The sequence below is a fragment of the Caulobacter sp. FWC2 genome (assembly GCF_002742625.1).
GTDB lineage: Bacteria > Pseudomonadota > Alphaproteobacteria > Caulobacterales > Caulobacteraceae > Caulobacter.
This window is the reverse complement of record NZ_PEBF01000002.1, coordinates 63,750-77,850: the sequence shown is the minus strand read 5'-3', so window position 1 is coordinate 77,850 and position 14,101 is coordinate 63,750. Positions and strand designations below refer to the sequence as shown.

Annotated in this window: 8 protein-coding genes and 1 pseudogene; 7 read left to right on the top strand and 2 right to left on the bottom strand. The window is 63.6% G+C overall.

Features of this window, described 5'->3' with window-relative positions; genetic code table 11:
- The first annotated feature begins 95 nt into the window (after positions 1-95).
- Positions 96-1,133: a ComEC/Rec2 family competence protein gene (locus CSW62_RS25115; protein WP_099582499.1), complete on the top strand. Its 1,038-nt coding sequence runs from the start codon at positions 96-98 to the stop codon at positions 1,131-1,133.
- Between the two features lie 175 nt (positions 1,134-1,308).
- On the top strand, positions 1,309-2,214 hold the full coding sequence (locus tag CSW62_RS25110; protein WP_099582498.1) for a hypothetical protein: 906 nt from the start codon (positions 1,309-1,311) through the stop codon (positions 2,212-2,214).
- Here the strand turns inward: CSW62_RS25110 and CSW62_RS25105 are convergent.
- The gene (locus CSW62_RS25105) at positions 2,211-2,966 is read right to left on the bottom strand and encodes a hypothetical protein (RefSeq protein ID WP_099582497.1); all 756 of its coding nucleotides are present in this window, start codon (positions 2,964-2,966) and stop codon (positions 2,211-2,213) included. The genes CSW62_RS25110 and CSW62_RS25105 overlap by 4 nt on opposite strands.
- Positions 2,967-2,978: 12 nt before the next feature.
- Positions 2,979-4,415: a hypothetical protein gene (locus CSW62_RS25100; RefSeq protein ID WP_099582496.1), complete on the bottom strand. Its 1,437-nt coding sequence runs from the start codon at positions 4,413-4,415 to the stop codon at positions 2,979-2,981.
- A 100-nt stretch (positions 4,416-4,515) separates the two neighbouring features.
- On the opposite strand from CSW62_RS25100, the gene CSW62_RS25095 reads away from it, so the two are divergent.
- The 5 genes and pseudogenes from CSW62_RS25095 to CSW62_RS25070 all read left to right on the top strand — a co-directional run bounded on the left by CSW62_RS25095 (position 4,516) and on the right by CSW62_RS25070 (position 13,784).
- Positions 4,516-5,238 carry a hypothetical protein gene (locus CSW62_RS25095; RefSeq protein WP_099582495.1) on the top strand — a complete coding sequence of 241 codons (723 nt, stop codon included), beginning with the start codon at positions 4,516-4,518 and terminating at the stop codon, positions 5,236-5,238.
- Positions 5,239-5,957: 719 nt separating this feature from the next.
- Complete coding sequence (locus CSW62_RS25085) at positions 5,958-11,651, top strand: ATP-binding protein (RefSeq protein ID WP_143324477.1); 5,694 nt, start codon at positions 5,958-5,960, stop codon at positions 11,649-11,651.
- A complete protein-coding gene (locus CSW62_RS26275) occupies positions 11,632-12,291 on the top strand; it encodes a hypothetical protein (RefSeq protein ID WP_143324476.1) in 660 nt (219 codons plus the stop codon). Before CSW62_RS25085 ends, CSW62_RS26275 begins: the two co-directional genes overlap by 20 nt.
- Positions 12,292-12,405: 114 nt before the next feature.
- A pseudogene (locus CSW62_RS25075) lies at positions 12,406-13,560 on the top strand (DnaB-like helicase C-terminal domain-containing protein).
- 26 nt (positions 13,561-13,586) lie between these two features.
- The gene (locus CSW62_RS25070; protein WP_233206813.1) at positions 13,587-13,784 is read left to right on the top strand and encodes a hypothetical protein; all 198 of its coding nucleotides are present in this window, start codon (positions 13,587-13,589) and stop codon (positions 13,782-13,784) included.
- Positions 13,785-14,101 lie beyond the last annotated feature (317 nt).

Here is a 14,101-nt window from a genome sequence, read left to right as displayed (position 1 = left end):
AGCTTCACAGTAGCGCTGCCTGTGGTAGTGTTTGGTAAACGCTGTTACGTGAGGTGGGTGTGGCCCGCATAACCTCTTGGATCGCAGCGCTGGCGATGTCGCTGTCGGTCGGGATCACAGTCCAGGCCGCCGTCCCGGCGCCGGTCGGATCGCAGGGCGTGGCCCTGCATGTGATCAATGTCGATCAAGGCGCCGCGGCGCTGTTCGAAACGCCTTGCGGCACACTTTTGATCGACGCTGGCGGCCGGACGGACGCCGACACCAACCATCTTCTCGACTACCTACAATCCTACTTCGCGGCGCGCCAAAGCCTGGGCGGCCGCTTTGCAGGCGTCTATCTGACCCACCCGCACATCGATCACGACCTTTCCATGCTCAAGGTCGATGCGGTCTATGATTTCGGCGTCTTCGTGGACGACGGGCGCATCGCCGGCGATGGCTCCAAGGCGATCGCCAAGAAGCTCGCCTCGACCTACACCGGCGATCGGGTCAGGCACGTCAACGAGGTCACCTTCAGTCGGCTTACCGCCGCCCAGCGTAAGAAGGGTTTCACCGACAAGGGCATCGACCCGCTGGTCTGCGAAGGGATCAAGCCGAAGGTGACGGCGCTCTCGGGCGGTCGCGACCCACAGGCCGGATGGAGCAAGGACGCCAATGGCAATCCCAACAACCACAGCCTCGTGCTGCGTATCGATTACGGTGTGACGTCCTTCCTGTTCCTGGGAGATCTCCAAGTCGAAGGCCAGCGTGATCTGGTGGCGCGCTACGGCGACACCCCGCTGCTCGACGTGGATGTCCTGTTCTTACCCCACCACGGGGCTGAGAATGGCGCCACGCCGCAATTGCTGAACGCGACTACCCCGAAGGCCGTCGTGATTTCGGCGGGAGATCCCTTGGTGGAGGAAGACTGGACCGCCTGGGACCATGGCCATCCAAGGGTCGCGGTGCTCGATCGTCTTCAGGCTGCCGTGAACACGAGCCGGCCCAGCGTCGGCAAGCTGGGGTTCACCGCCCAGAACACCAAGCCGGTGAGCTACACAGTCACCAAAGCCATCTATTCGACTGGCTGGGATGGCGACATCGTTGTCCATGCCGACGGTGCGGGCGCGCTCACAGTGTCGACCGAGAAGTAGGGCGGCGCTGCGGTTCAGCCCCTCAGGATCTTGAGATCTCTCCTGAGAAGGCGCGCTGGGCCGACCACCATTGCGTTAATGCGGCATTGAACAAAACATGAACTTTTTTATTGCCAAACGCTGAGTGGCGCCGCCAACTATAGCTCGGTTCATCTTACTATCTGGGGCGATTGGCATGGGACTAGAACCGTTTCTCCTGACTGGTGCAGTCCTGGCCGACAAATCGCTGCGTCATGCGCTGCTCAAGCCGTCGGTCACGACCATTGGCAAGTTTGCCGATGCGTGGATCGAACATCTCTTCGCGCCATTACACCCGGCTCGCTTGGGCAACTTTTGGCGACATGCGGCGGAGGCCGAACGACGACTAGGGCAAGAGGGGCTCAGGGATGCGGCCGCGCAGCCGTCATTCGTCGAATGGGCCGAAGGCGTCTCGATGGTCGAGCCGCAAGATGAGGAATTGGCGACCATCTGGCTGGCGGCCTTGGACGAGATGCGTCAAGGCGGTCATGATCGTCTGAAGCTCCTGGATATCGCCAAGAAAATGCGCCCGGACGAAGCCCTGGCTTTCGATCGCCTGATCCGGTCCTGGCACAAGCCTGGGCGAGGCTTTCCTGTTCCTCCGGCGCCGCTGTGGCGATGGCTCCTCGACAGTTTTCGGCCCTCGAGCCAGCAACGAGAGAACCTCCAAGCGCAACGCTATCTGGCGCGCTTCGTGGCGTTAGGCCTAGCCCAATCGCAGGGCGTGCGCCTTCGCGCCAGCGGCGGTTTGAAGTTGTCGGCCACTGCGGCGTTGGTGCTTGTCGGAGCTTGGGGATGGAGCTTCGTTGTTGGGGCGGGCGCCGGCACGCTTGAAATGCAGGCGATGCGTATGGCGATTGGCTGGGGCGCCTTCGCACTCGGGTTTGCCGCCGCTCTTTCGCTGGCCCGTAAGCTGATCAATCCGCCCGAACTGAGCCCGGAGGGCGAGGCGCTGGCTTGGAAAATACTCGATCTGCGGCCGACCGTCGGAAACCCGACCCGAACGTCGGCGGCCCGAAAGCCCAGGCGCTCCGGCAAAACGAAGGACGACAAACGCCCTTAGGGAGCGGCGTATTCGCCGCTCATCACTGCACCAACAGCCGCATTGATGTCCTTTTGCAGTAAGCCGACCAAGAAGGCGGTCATGCGCTCAGCGGCCGGTTTGACGATGGCGCCGCCGACATCGACAACTTGGTCGGCGAACGCCTCGCCCGCTTTGCCCGCCACCTTCTCTCCCAGCTTACTCAAAACACCGGTCGCCAGAGCCTTGAAGCTCTTGTCTGGTAGTTGCTTGTCCTTGACCAAGCGGGCCTTCACCGCAGCTTTGGTGTCCGCGTCGATCAGATCATCAAGGAAATCGACGAACGCCTCGACCGGTAGCCTGACCAGCTCACGCGAGAACGAGGCGTCGGCGAACACGCCTCGGCGCTTGAGCCGGGCGATGATGTCTTCTCGAACCAAAGGGCTCTCCACCCCGAAGGTCAGCAGTGTTCCGTCCTTGGCGAACCGAACTGCGCTCAGCGCTGCAATCAGTTTGATCTTGAGCGCGGCTTCGTCGCCGGCGGTACGCAATTGCCAGTTCATGACGAGGTTACGGGCCTTGGAAGGCGGCACGTTGAATGTCCTGGCCAGGTCGTAGATCGGGCCTTCTGGATCGATGGCTCCGGCGACGACCAGCGCCTCGAAGACCAGCAAGTCGATCTCGGTCTTTGAGCGCGCGCCAAAGGCGGGCGCTAGATATCCGCTCAAGAACCGTTCCGCGAACAGCTTGGATTTTGCCGGGTCGGCCAGGGCGCCGTGAACGTCATAGGCCATTCAATGAAGTCCTCACCATTGGGTCACCGGTAGGGCGTGGGGGCAGGAGGATAGATGGCCCAGCGGCGGGGCCGCACCGTCCCAGGTGGCAGCCGCGCCCGCCAAATGGGTTGTCGTGTGCGTGGCCGTCGCCAGGACATCGGCGGTGGCCACCGCCATGGCAGCTGTCGAAGGTGTCCATACGCCGTGATCCCATGACTTTGCCGCGTGGGCCTGGACAGCGGCGCTGGTGGGATGACGCGTGGGCGGTTTCTTCGGGCCATGGGCGTTGTCTGGACCGAACGAGTAGAGAAGGCGCGCATAACCGCTGGCGGGACGTGGATAGGGCGTGCTCGAAGCGCCCATATCGGCGCCGTGGTGTGGTGCGACCAGGCCCACAATGTGCCTTGGCGTGGGATGGGGAAGATAGTTGTAGGCGGCGTCGCCGGTCAGGATCCAGGAAGGGGGCGTATCGAACGCGTGGTTGGTGACCACAAGGGCAAGGCCACTGCCGTTCCGTCCAGGACCCGTGCAAACGCGTAGGTCGTAGCTTTGCGTCCCGACGGTCCACTGGATCGGGGGCAAGGTGGAATCCACGACCAGCACCGAGCCGCCGGCCTTGAGGATATCGTTCGCCAGCAGGGTGTGGCTCGTGGAAATCTTCTGGCGGGGAACGATCCAGGTGCTGGCGTGCAGCGCCGTTTGCCTATGTGCGCCCGCCCAGTGATCGGTGTCCCAGTGGGAAAGGATGACCGGTGGCTTCTCGCAAGTGCAGAAGTCCACCCGCGCCGGTGCGGTCGGCGCATTGCGACCTGAGCCGCATCCGACGTCGAAATAGTAGATCGGAAAGCCGCACTGGCAGACCAGGGCCGAAGCCGAACCTTGACCGATGTCAAAGCAAACCAGGCTTTCCACTTGGCACGCGGGCCGCAAGGCGTATTCCAATGCCTCCAGATCGGCTGTGGGCCAATCCTTCATATCGAATAGGGCGTCCAAAGCGGCCGATGGCGCGGAGCGCTTCGGCGTCAGGTGCAAGAAAGCCCGGGTCGGCGGCGCGAATAAGCCGCCATAGACCAGGGCGGGAACGTCGGTTTCTTCGTCGGTCAAGCTGAGCGTGACCCAGGGCTCTTCGGTTCGCGGCGTAGCCTCGAACCATCGATGGTCGCGGGCGAGAGAGAATTCGATCCGATAGACTGGAACCTCGTCGTAAGGGTCAGGCCCGTCGAAGCCGTCGCCGCCGCCACCAAAGTGACGTTTCCATCGAGTTCGAGTGCGCTCGACGAGGGTTGGATCGCTTAGGTCGAAAGGGCTGTCGGCTTCAAAGCCCTTCCAGTCTGCGTCGATGGCGTCGAACACGAATGTCAGGTCGTCTTCACCGTCCTGAACGATCGGCTCCAAATCATCCAAACGAGCATAGGCGCGGCTCGGATAGCCGCGACGCCATTCCTCCAGATCGAAGAACCGATTCATCCGCCGAACCCCAAGTTATGCAAGCGCTACTATAGGTCGCGTTACGCTTCCATCCAACCGTATGGAGCGATGCCTCCGATGAGGGCGCAAGACAGAAGCGATGGGCTACCAGCTGAGGCCGGCATCGGCTCGCGCCGCCGAGCGTCGGGTGGAGGCGTTCCTGACCGACGGCAGCGCGAGGGTGGATTTGCGAACGCTGTTCGGCCAAGCTTGGAGCATGGTCAAGCCGTCTCGCCCCGTTCTTGTGTTAATGGTCGCCGTGGCGATCGCTGGCTATTTCCTCGGCGGAGCCACTGCCAAGGACAACAGCCTGTTGGGCTCGACGGTGGCGGCTTGGGCCCAGGCCATCTTCGCCGCCGCCGCGGTCTTCGCCGCGGCCTGGCTCCAGGAACGCTTCATCACGCGGCAGGCCCAGGATTCCAAAAGGCGGATCTACGAAAACGCCGCCTCCAGCGCGCGATGGGTCCTACAATCCTTCCAAGCGGTCCAGCGCGCCGTCGAGGGCAAGAGCCTCAGCCTCAAGAATTTCGTGGCGCTGGAAGAGCAGGGGCCTTTGACGCTGTCGATGAAGGTGCTGAGCGAGCTGAAGGTGTCGGAGTTAGACGATCCGACCCTGGCGGCGGCGGTCTTCAACCTACAAAGCGTGATGATCGTTGTGGCCGAGCGACGCGCGACCCAGTTCGAGATGGCCAATATGACATCGAGCCCGATCGTCACTGAGGGCTGGTTTACCCAGAACGCCGTCGATGTCTTCAACAAGGCCGCGTCGGTTGAACGGCGGGTAGCCGAGCTTAATGGCAGGGCGCCGGCGCAGTTGCAGTAACTCGCGCGCTCCGCGCTGTGCGACGACCGAAACTGACGTCGAGCGCCATGATCGTGTTGAGGCGACTCGGTTGAGGGTGGATCAGCTTAGGTTGCTGTTTCGAGGGGCGACACGCATGAGGCGCTCAGCTTCCTTTCGGATGCCGCAGGGGTAGGAATGTCAGGAATAGGTCCCGTGCGCGCCAGCCGGGAAGGCGACCAGTTCCATTATCTTTGGGCCGCCAGGCAATGCCTCCTGCTGCTTCCGGGCCAAAGCGACCTGGTCGCCGTTACGATCGAGGGGCCCTCGACAGAAGAGGCGCCAGAGGCGCCTGTCGAGGATGGCGAGGAAATCATCGACGCTGGCCTCTATTTCGGGGCCGAGAGTGTTCAGGAAGCGTCCGCCATCCAGTACGTTCAGCTCAAGCACTCGACGCTCCAAACCGATGTGCCCTGGACGGCCAGCGGTTTGGCCAAGACGATCGCGGGCTTTGCGGGTCGCTACGCCAAGATGGTCGCCGCGACCTCGGCGCAGCATGTCGCCGATCGTTTCCGTTTCAGCTTCGTCACCAACCGTCCGATCAGCGCGAGCCTCGCCCTGGTCTTGGCGGAGTTGGCGAACGGCACGGCGCCGGGCGACATGGCGCTCGGGGAGCAGATCTTCGGCTACACGGGGATATCGCGCGCCGACGCCCTAGAGTTTTTTCGGCTCTTCGCGGTGGAGAGCGCGATTGATGGGCTTTGGGCGCAGCGCAACTTGTTGGCGGAGGATTTGAAGGCCTACCTCCGGACGCAGACTGGGACGCGCCTGTTCAGCTCAAGGAACTGGTCACCCAGAAGGCCCTATCGACGGCGGCCAAGGATCCGGCGATCCGTCGCCATGACGTCCTGCGCGCCCTGAAGGTCGATGAAGCCGATCTCCTTCCGGCCCCCAATCTGGTCAAAGGTGGGCTCGAGGCGTTTCCGCGCGAACAAGAAGACGACATCCGCCGACAGATCCGGGAGTCTTCCACGCCCATCCTGATCCATGCGGACGGCGGTGTGGGTAAATCCATTCTGGCCGCCCGGCTGGCCGCGACGATGCCTGCCGGCTCGCTGGCAATTCACTACGACTGCTTCGGCGATGGCCTCTATCGCAGCGCCCACAACTTCCGACACCGACCGCGAGACGCCTTTACCCAGATCGCCAACGAGTTGGCCGGTCGAGGGCTTTGCCACCCCCTGATCCCGTCGGTGCACGCCGACATCAAGGCCTATCTGCGCGCCTTCACCCATCGCCTGACCCAGGCCGTGACGGTGTTGGTCGCAGCTGACCCGACAGCGGTGCTCTGCGTCATCATCGATGCGGCCGACAACGCCGAAATGGCCGCGCTGGCCGACGGGGAGGCGTCCAGCTTCGCGCGTCACCTGATGCACGCGCCGATGCCGGCTGGAGTGCGCCTAGTGTTCACCAGCCGCAGTCACCGCCGCGACAAGCTCCAGGCGCCCATCGACGCCGTTCAGATCCTGCTGGCGCCGTTCACGCCGACGGAAACGGGTCGGCACCTTCGCCGCGAATATCCCGACGCCAGCGACGCCGAGGTCGGCGAGTTCGCCTATCTGAGCAATCACAACCCCCGCGTCCAGGCCCTGGCCATGGACGCCAAGGCGCCCCTGCGCCAGATGCTGCAGAACCTGGGACCCAATCCCACGACGATTGAACGGGCGATCGGCGATCTCCTCGGATCGGCTATCGCCCGTCTGAAGGCCAGTTCGCACAGCATCGACGCCAACCAGATCGACGACATCTGTCGAGGTCTGGCGGTGCTGCGTCCCCTCGTGCCGATCGACGTACTGGCGCGCTTGACGGGGGTGGACGCAGGAGCGATCCGCACGTTCGCCTACGACTTGGGGCGGCCGCTTTCAGTTCGGGGCGGCTCGCTTCATTTCCTCGACGAGCCGGCCGAGACCTGGTTTCGCGAAACCTACGCGCCTGATGCGGCCAGCCTGTCCGTGTTCTTGGACCGCCTTCGGCCCTTGGCCGTCGAGAACGCCTATGTCGCTGGCGTCGTGCCGCACCTGATGCTGGAGGCGGGACGCCGTCAGGAACTGGTGGACCTGGCCCTGTCCGCCGACGACTTGCCGACCGCCAATCCGCTCGAGCGGCGCGACATCGAACTGCGTCGCCTGATCTTCGCGCTCAAGGCTTGCCTGCGCCACAAGACCTACGCCGACGCCGCCAAGTTGGCGCTGAAGGCTGCGGGAGAAACCGCCGGCGAAGATCGCCAGGAGGATCTGCTCCAGTCCAACATCCATCTGGCCGGGGCCTTGCTTGAGCCGGACCGCGTGCTGGACCTGGTGTCGAGGCGCACCTTCGGATCGGACTGGATGGGATCCCACCACGCCTACGACGCGGCGATCTTGTCAGGCCGGGAGGATCTGGCTGCCGAAGGCCGCAGCCGACTGCGCATGGCCACGGAATGGTTCATGGCCTGGGCGCGCAAGGAGCGTCAGGAAGATGACTGGAGTCGCGAAGAGACCGTTTCCGACGAAGATCGCGCCGCCATTGCCCTGGCCGAGCTGCGCTTGCGCGGCGCCAAGCGCGCCACGAAATTCCTGCGGGGATGGCGCGACCGCTCCCTATCGTTCACCGCAGGCCGACTCCTGGCGGATCAACTCGTCGATCTTGGCGAGTACCAACGCCTCGATGAACTAGCGGTCGCGGCGCGCAACGACGTCTGGCTCTTGCTGGCGTTGTCCCGGGCGGCGCGCGCCGCTGGCCGCAGCCTTCCAACCCCCGTCTTGGCGCGATTGATGCGCTTGTTGTCGTTCGAACGGCTCAAGCTGGGCGAATTTAGCGGCTGGGACAATCGATGGGACATGCTCGGCGCGGTTAGCGATGCGGTCGAACTGGCGATCGTGGATCTTCCGCCGGACAATGAGCGGTGGGCTAAACTCCTGCGGCGCTATCTGCCGGAGACACCGCCTACCGACCTGACCAGCCGGTACGGCGTCAATCGCCCCGCGATCCTGCGCCCCTACGTCCTGGAAGCCACGCTGCGCGATGTGGACCTGCAATTGGTCGATGTCGCCCCAGCCAGTATCCGCAAGGAGATCGAGGATAAGGGCCGTTCATACGGACGCAGTGGTGACGCCGATATCTTCACTCAGGAAGCCAGCGGCCTACTGCCATGGCTGAAACTGTTGGCGTCCGTCCGGTGCGGCCGGTCGCCGGCGGATCTTCCGGCCGCGATCGCTGAAGCGCTCAAGCTGAGCGAGGCGGCGATCAGACAGGGCTATCGGGAAACCCACGGTCTTCGAAATGCGATCGCCTCGATCTGGGCGAATCTTCTGGCAGACGCGCGGGCCACTGATCCCGTCTACATCGACCCCTTTATCGCGTGGAAGTCCAAGGGCGGTGAATATCTTCAGCTCGACACCCTGACGGGGATTTGCCGCCGGATGAGCCGCACCCCCGGCCTGGAAAACCTTGCCATCGACTTCGCCGCCGAAGCTGGCGCGATCCTGGAAGGCAGCCGTGAGCAGGCCGAGACGCGCACCGAGGCGTTCATGAAGCTCGCGCGCGCCGTCTATGTCGCTAGTCGCGCCGAGGCGGGGGCGTATTTCGATCGGGGTGTCACGATCGCCGATCGGGTCGGTGAGGAGAATGTCGAGCGCTGGACAGCGCTCCTGCATCTTGCTCACGCCGCCGCCGAGCCCGGACATCCCCGATCCAAAACGGCCTATCGGCTCTCGCGGGCGGCGGCGCTGGTCTATGAATACGTGGCCCGGGACAAGTATTTCGACTGGGACACCACCGTCGCGGCGCTGGCGAAGCTCTGCCCCAACTCGGTGCTGGCGATCCTGAGCCGCTGGCGCGACCGGCAATTTGGCGACAAGGGGCGGGTGCTCGAAGAAGCGATCGGGCGGCTCGTGGCCGATGGCCAACTGCCGCCACTCGCCCCAATCGTCCTGTCGGGCATGGAGATCGCGTGGAACCGTCCCAAGATCCTGCAGGGGTTCCTCGCCAGTGGTGAACAATCGTGGCGCCGGCGCAGCGGCGCCGAGCTCGCCTATCGCTACATGCGGACCTTCCCCTACGATGCCGAGCGGTGGACGGAGTTGGCCAAGACGGCGTCGGAGGAGGGGTTCGACTTTCCCGATGTCGAGCGGCTGGTGGCTTTCAGGACGGCGGCCAGCCGCGCCGCGCCGGAGAAGGCCGACACCTATCAACCTCGGGAGCGACGCACCCCCGACTGGAGCACCTTCTTCAACGGTGTGGATCTCACCGACTCAAACGCCCTTCTGGCCGCCTATAAACGCCTGCGCACCTACGATGCGCCCTATGAACTGGACGAGTTCTACAAGCAGACGGTCGCTCGGCTTTCGCCTGGCGCAGAATCTGCGTGGATCCGGGCGCTGGGCGAATGGCCCGATCTGGACTTCTATGATCTTGAGCGGGTCTTGCAGTTCGTATCGTCGGCCTGGTGGAAGCGGCCGGCGTTCAGGAGCGCGGCGAAGGATGTCGCACTCGCGCTTTGTCGGCGCGAGCCCGGAAAAATCTACTTTAGTGGCTTCAACCGGTCTCGACGGTTTGCGACACTTTTCGAGGAAGGGGTGCTCACCCGCGCGGACGCGGTGGAAGCCTGCCTGGCCGGCTACGCCGAACAGGTGGAAATCTTCGGCTCAAGCGGGCTTTTCCAGCTGGTCGAGCCGCTTTCCCTTCAACTCGCGCCTGCCGAAGCCGACGAAGCCTTGGAATTTGGCCTGGATCTCCTTGAACCGACGCTCACGGTCGAGGACGGCGACGGGGAATGGCGTACGGAGCTAGCTCCGGCGGGCGGGGTGATTGAAGCCTTGGCCGGCTACGTTTGGGCGGGGTTAGCGTCTCCGATTGCCGCCGAACGATGGGAATTCGCCCATGTCGTCCGCGCCGCGATCGAGCTTGACTGGAGCGAATTTTCCGCGGCGCTCGCCAGTCTCGCGACGCAGGGGGAAGGGCGCGCGTTTGTCGACCAGGGCCTTCAATTCTATGCCTGGCATGCTCGCCAATGGCTGGCGATCGGGCTTGCCAGGGGCGGTCGCGACAAGCCTGAAGGCCTGGCGCCCTTCGTCCCGTGGCTGACGGCCCAGCTTTCGACCCATCACGTCATTGTTCGGGCCTTCGCCGCTGACGCGCTGACATCCTGGGCGAAGACACCAGAAGGGCGCCTAGGCACCAGTACGGATCTGGAAGCCGTGAACCGGTCCCCGTTTCCCACCCAGACTTACAAAGGTTGGCGCGAGCTGGACGTCGACGATCGCGGGGACGATGCGGATGAGGAGGCCGACGGCGACGATCGCTACTATTTCGGCATCGACATCGGTCCGTACTGGCTAAAGCCGATGGGCCGGATCTTTGGCGTCAGCGAGCGCGGGGCTGAGCGGCGGGCGTTGAACGCGATCCGCGATATCATGAGTTGGAAGACCCGCGGTGGCTGGCGCGAAGACGCACGCCATAGCCGCAGCGTGTTCAGGGACGAAGAGACAAGCCATTCCCACGGATCTTTCCCCAAGGTCGACGATCTGACCGCCTATCATGGCTACCATGCGATGATGTTTTCGGCGGGCCAACTGCTCCAGGAGCGGCCCGTCGGTCACGATGAGCACGCCAGTAAGGACGACTTCGAAGATTGGCTAGCGGACCATCTCCTGACCCGTCCGGACGGACGGTGGTTGTCGGATCGTGTCGATCCGGCCCTGATCGAAGGTGTTGACCCACAAACCAATCGGGACACGTGGCCCTGGGAGGTGAATACCGCGCATCTGGACCGGCAACTCCGCACGCATGAGGGCGACCTGGTGCTTTGGGGGCACTGGTCGAACGGTCACGACGACAAGCGCGAAACGATCGATGTCCAAAGCGCCCTGGTATCGGAACCGGCGGCGCTGGCGCTCTTGGCGGCGTTGCAGACCGCCCCGGATCCAGGGCGCTTCAGACTGCCGGACGCGGAGCCTGATGAGGCGGTGGAAATCGCCGCCGCGAAGCTGACCGGTTGGGTTGATGACATTGGCCTGCCGCGCCGGCTTGACGAATTTGATCCGTGGTCGGGCGATCTGAGGTACCCAGCAGCAGTCCCGAACGCCATCGTGCGAGACGCCTTGGCGCTCACCGGTGACGCGGACGGGCGGAATTGGCGGGGGGAATGCGGGGAGCGCCTAAGAAGCGAAAGCTGGTCAACGGTCCAGGGTTACGGGCGCGAACAGGAATCGGTCGCGCATTGGCGGCTGTCTGGCAACGGACCATTTGCGGCGGCTTTGCTTGAGGCCAATCCCGGCACGGTCATGATCCTTCGCGTCGCGATCAGGCGACCACTTCCGAGCTACGAAGTCAAAAAGGGCGGGTTTGAACCCTACCCCTGGCCCTATGTCCGCTACTATTTGATGAGGTTCGACGGTGTCGCAATCCCGCACTGAAGCTGTTCTAAAGCTGGGAAAGAAGCTCGCGGCACAGCTTGACGACGAAGGCGACCTCGTCTCGGCTTGGCTCTCTCATCTTTTGGCCGAGCGGATCACGAAGGTTGAAAACGCCTCCGCGCAAGCCAAGTCCGCCGAGGAGCGAGCCTGCGTCGACCTCATTCTCGAACTCTGGCGACACAATGCGTGTTTTCCAGATCGAGCAAGACCTTATGCGGAGATGGATCCGGTCATGCGGGCGATGGAGTCGCTCGATCCAGAGCGAAATGAATTTCGATATTCGCACCATGCGCGCAGGGCGGCGAAGTCAGAGGTCTTGCCCGAAGCCGCTGATCGTTGGCTCAAGTTTGCGTCAGGCGTTGACAACACCGCCCGCTACCTCATCCGGCTTGCGCTGGGGCAAGCCGTTGAAGCTTCCGCCTCGACGGCCAGCGAGTGGGCTGACCTTGCGCAGGCCGCCATGGCAGATGAGGGACCGGCCGGGGTCGTGATACGCTTCGTGTCGCAATCGGGAGAGGCCAATGAAAAGAGCCTCGACGAGCAGAGAAGGTTGGAGCGTCTGGACACGCTCAACACATTCATCAGCCTAGCGCAGAGCCTCGCCACCGAATTGGAAAACGCTTCAGCGTCGTGCCACTAGGTCACGCACTTCTGACGTGGTCCACGCTTCTTGCCTTTGTCGGCCCGATAATGTGGTTTGATTTGAATTGTGAACGCGTAGTTCTCTTGGGTGTCCAACAGAGCGCCCCACAACATGGAAGCCGAGCAGGCGCTGCTCGGCGTCCTGCTCTACGACAACGCCGCCTACGAGCGCCTGACCGACAGCCTGCAGGCGCGCTGCTTCTACGAGCCCTTCCACCAGCGCCTGTTCCAGTCGATCGAGACCCATGTCCGCAAGGGCCAGCTGGCCGAGCCGATCCTGCTGGCCGACGAGTTCAAGAAGGACGCCGCCTTCGAGGAGCTGGGCGACCTGCGCTACCTGGCCGACCTGCTGGATCGCGCCCCGCCAGCGGCCAATGCCGGCGACTACGCCCGCGTGATCTTCGACCTCTCGCTGCGCCGCGAGCTGATCCGCATCGGCGGCGACATCGCCACGGCAGCGCAAGGCTCCACCGACGAGAAGCGCAGCGCCCGCGACCAGATCGAGTCGGCGGAACAGAGCCTCTACAGCCTGGCCGAAAGCGGCGCGACCTCCTCGGGCTTCGTGTCGTTCGGCGACGCCCTGCGCGGCGCCGTGGAAATGACCGCCGAGGCCTACAGCCACGAGGGCGGCATGTCGGGCGTCGCGACCGACCTGATCGACCTGGACCAGAAGATCGGCGGCCTCCACCCCTCCGACTTGGTCGTGCTGGCCGGCCGTCCGTCGATGGGTAAGACGGCGCTGGCGACCAACATCGCCTTCAACATTGCCAAGAAGTACGCCTGGGAGCCCCAGCCGGACGGCACCAAGAAGACGGTCAGCGGCGGCGTGTGGCCTTCTACTCGCTGGAAATGAGCGCCGAGCAGCTGGCCCTGCGTATGCTGGCCGACGCCTCCGGCGTGTCGGGCGACAAGCTCCGCAAGGGCGAGATCGACGCGTCGGAGTACGGCCGGGTCCGCGACGCGGCCATGGAGCTGCAGGAAGCGCCGCTGTTCATCGACGCCACCGGTGGTATCTCGATCGCCAAGCTGACCGCCCGGGCCCGTCGCCTGAAGCGCCAGCACGGCCTGGACCTGGTCGTGGTCGACTCCCGAGCACTTGGCCTGGCGCGACGAGATGGACCGCCTACAAGGCTTGGCCGAGGTGATCATCGCCAAGCAGCGTCACGGCCCCATCGGCACCGTGCGGCTATCCTTCGATAGCGACACCACCCGCTTCGGCAACCGGGTGTGGACGCGCGGGCGGCCTATGTCGGTCATTCACGCTTGAGTTTTGACAGCGCGACGGCCCCCACCATGGGCGGTTACGCCACGACGCGTCTCGCCGCGCGGCTGTGGTCGGATCGTCTCAGCCTAGGCTTGGCGATCGACAATCTGTTCGACAGCGCCGGTGATACCTTCGCCTATGGCAATCCCTTCACGCTGAAGCTATCTGGGCAGAGCACACCTCATTGGCCAAGGACGGTGTCGCTCGAGATTCACGTTCGCTATTGAGTAGCATGGGTCTCGACGGCGGCCAGCAGCCCTTTCTGCCGATAATCTTAATTAGACGTGAAATATCGTTATATTGGCGGATTTTATTTTTATGTTGTCCCTGACTCCGATAGCTGCGAGTCGCAGCCCGCCTTGGATCTGTTGCCACGTCGTTCCGGGTTTTCACGATTTTCTGACTCCAATCGTGCGACTGGCTGATCGCAATTGCTGCGACTGGCAAAGTGCGTCGAAGCCAGGCGTCGAGCACAGTGCTGGTGATCCGGGCTGTTCGGCCCATCCTCCACTTCACCCTTGAGCGCAAATGTGACACCACCGCG

What these genes read in the sequence shown, in the direction of transcription:
- CSW62_RS25115 (WP_099582499.1), top strand. Translation starts at nt 96, where the DNA reads ATGTCGCTGTCGGTCGGGATCACAGTCCAGGCCGCCGTCCCGGCGCCG.
- CSW62_RS25110 (WP_099582498.1), top strand. Translation starts at nt 1,309, where the DNA reads ATGGGACTAGAACCGTTTCTCCTGACTGGTGCAGTCCTGGCCGACAAA.
- CSW62_RS25105 (WP_099582497.1), bottom strand. Translation starts at nt 2,966, where the DNA reads ATGGCCTATGACGTTCACGGCGCCCTGGCCGACCCGGCAAAATCCAAG.
- CSW62_RS25100 (WP_099582496.1), bottom strand. Translation starts at nt 4,415, where the DNA reads ATGAATCGGTTCTTCGATCTGGAGGAATGGCGTCGCGGCTATCCGAGC.
- CSW62_RS25095 (WP_099582495.1), top strand. Translation starts at nt 4,516, where the DNA reads ATGGGCTACCAGCTGAGGCCGGCATCGGCTCGCGCCGCCGAGCGTCGG.
- CSW62_RS25070 (WP_233206813.1), top strand. Translation starts at nt 13,587, where the DNA reads ATGGGCGGTTACGCCACGACGCGTCTCGCCGCGCGGCTGTGGTCGGAT.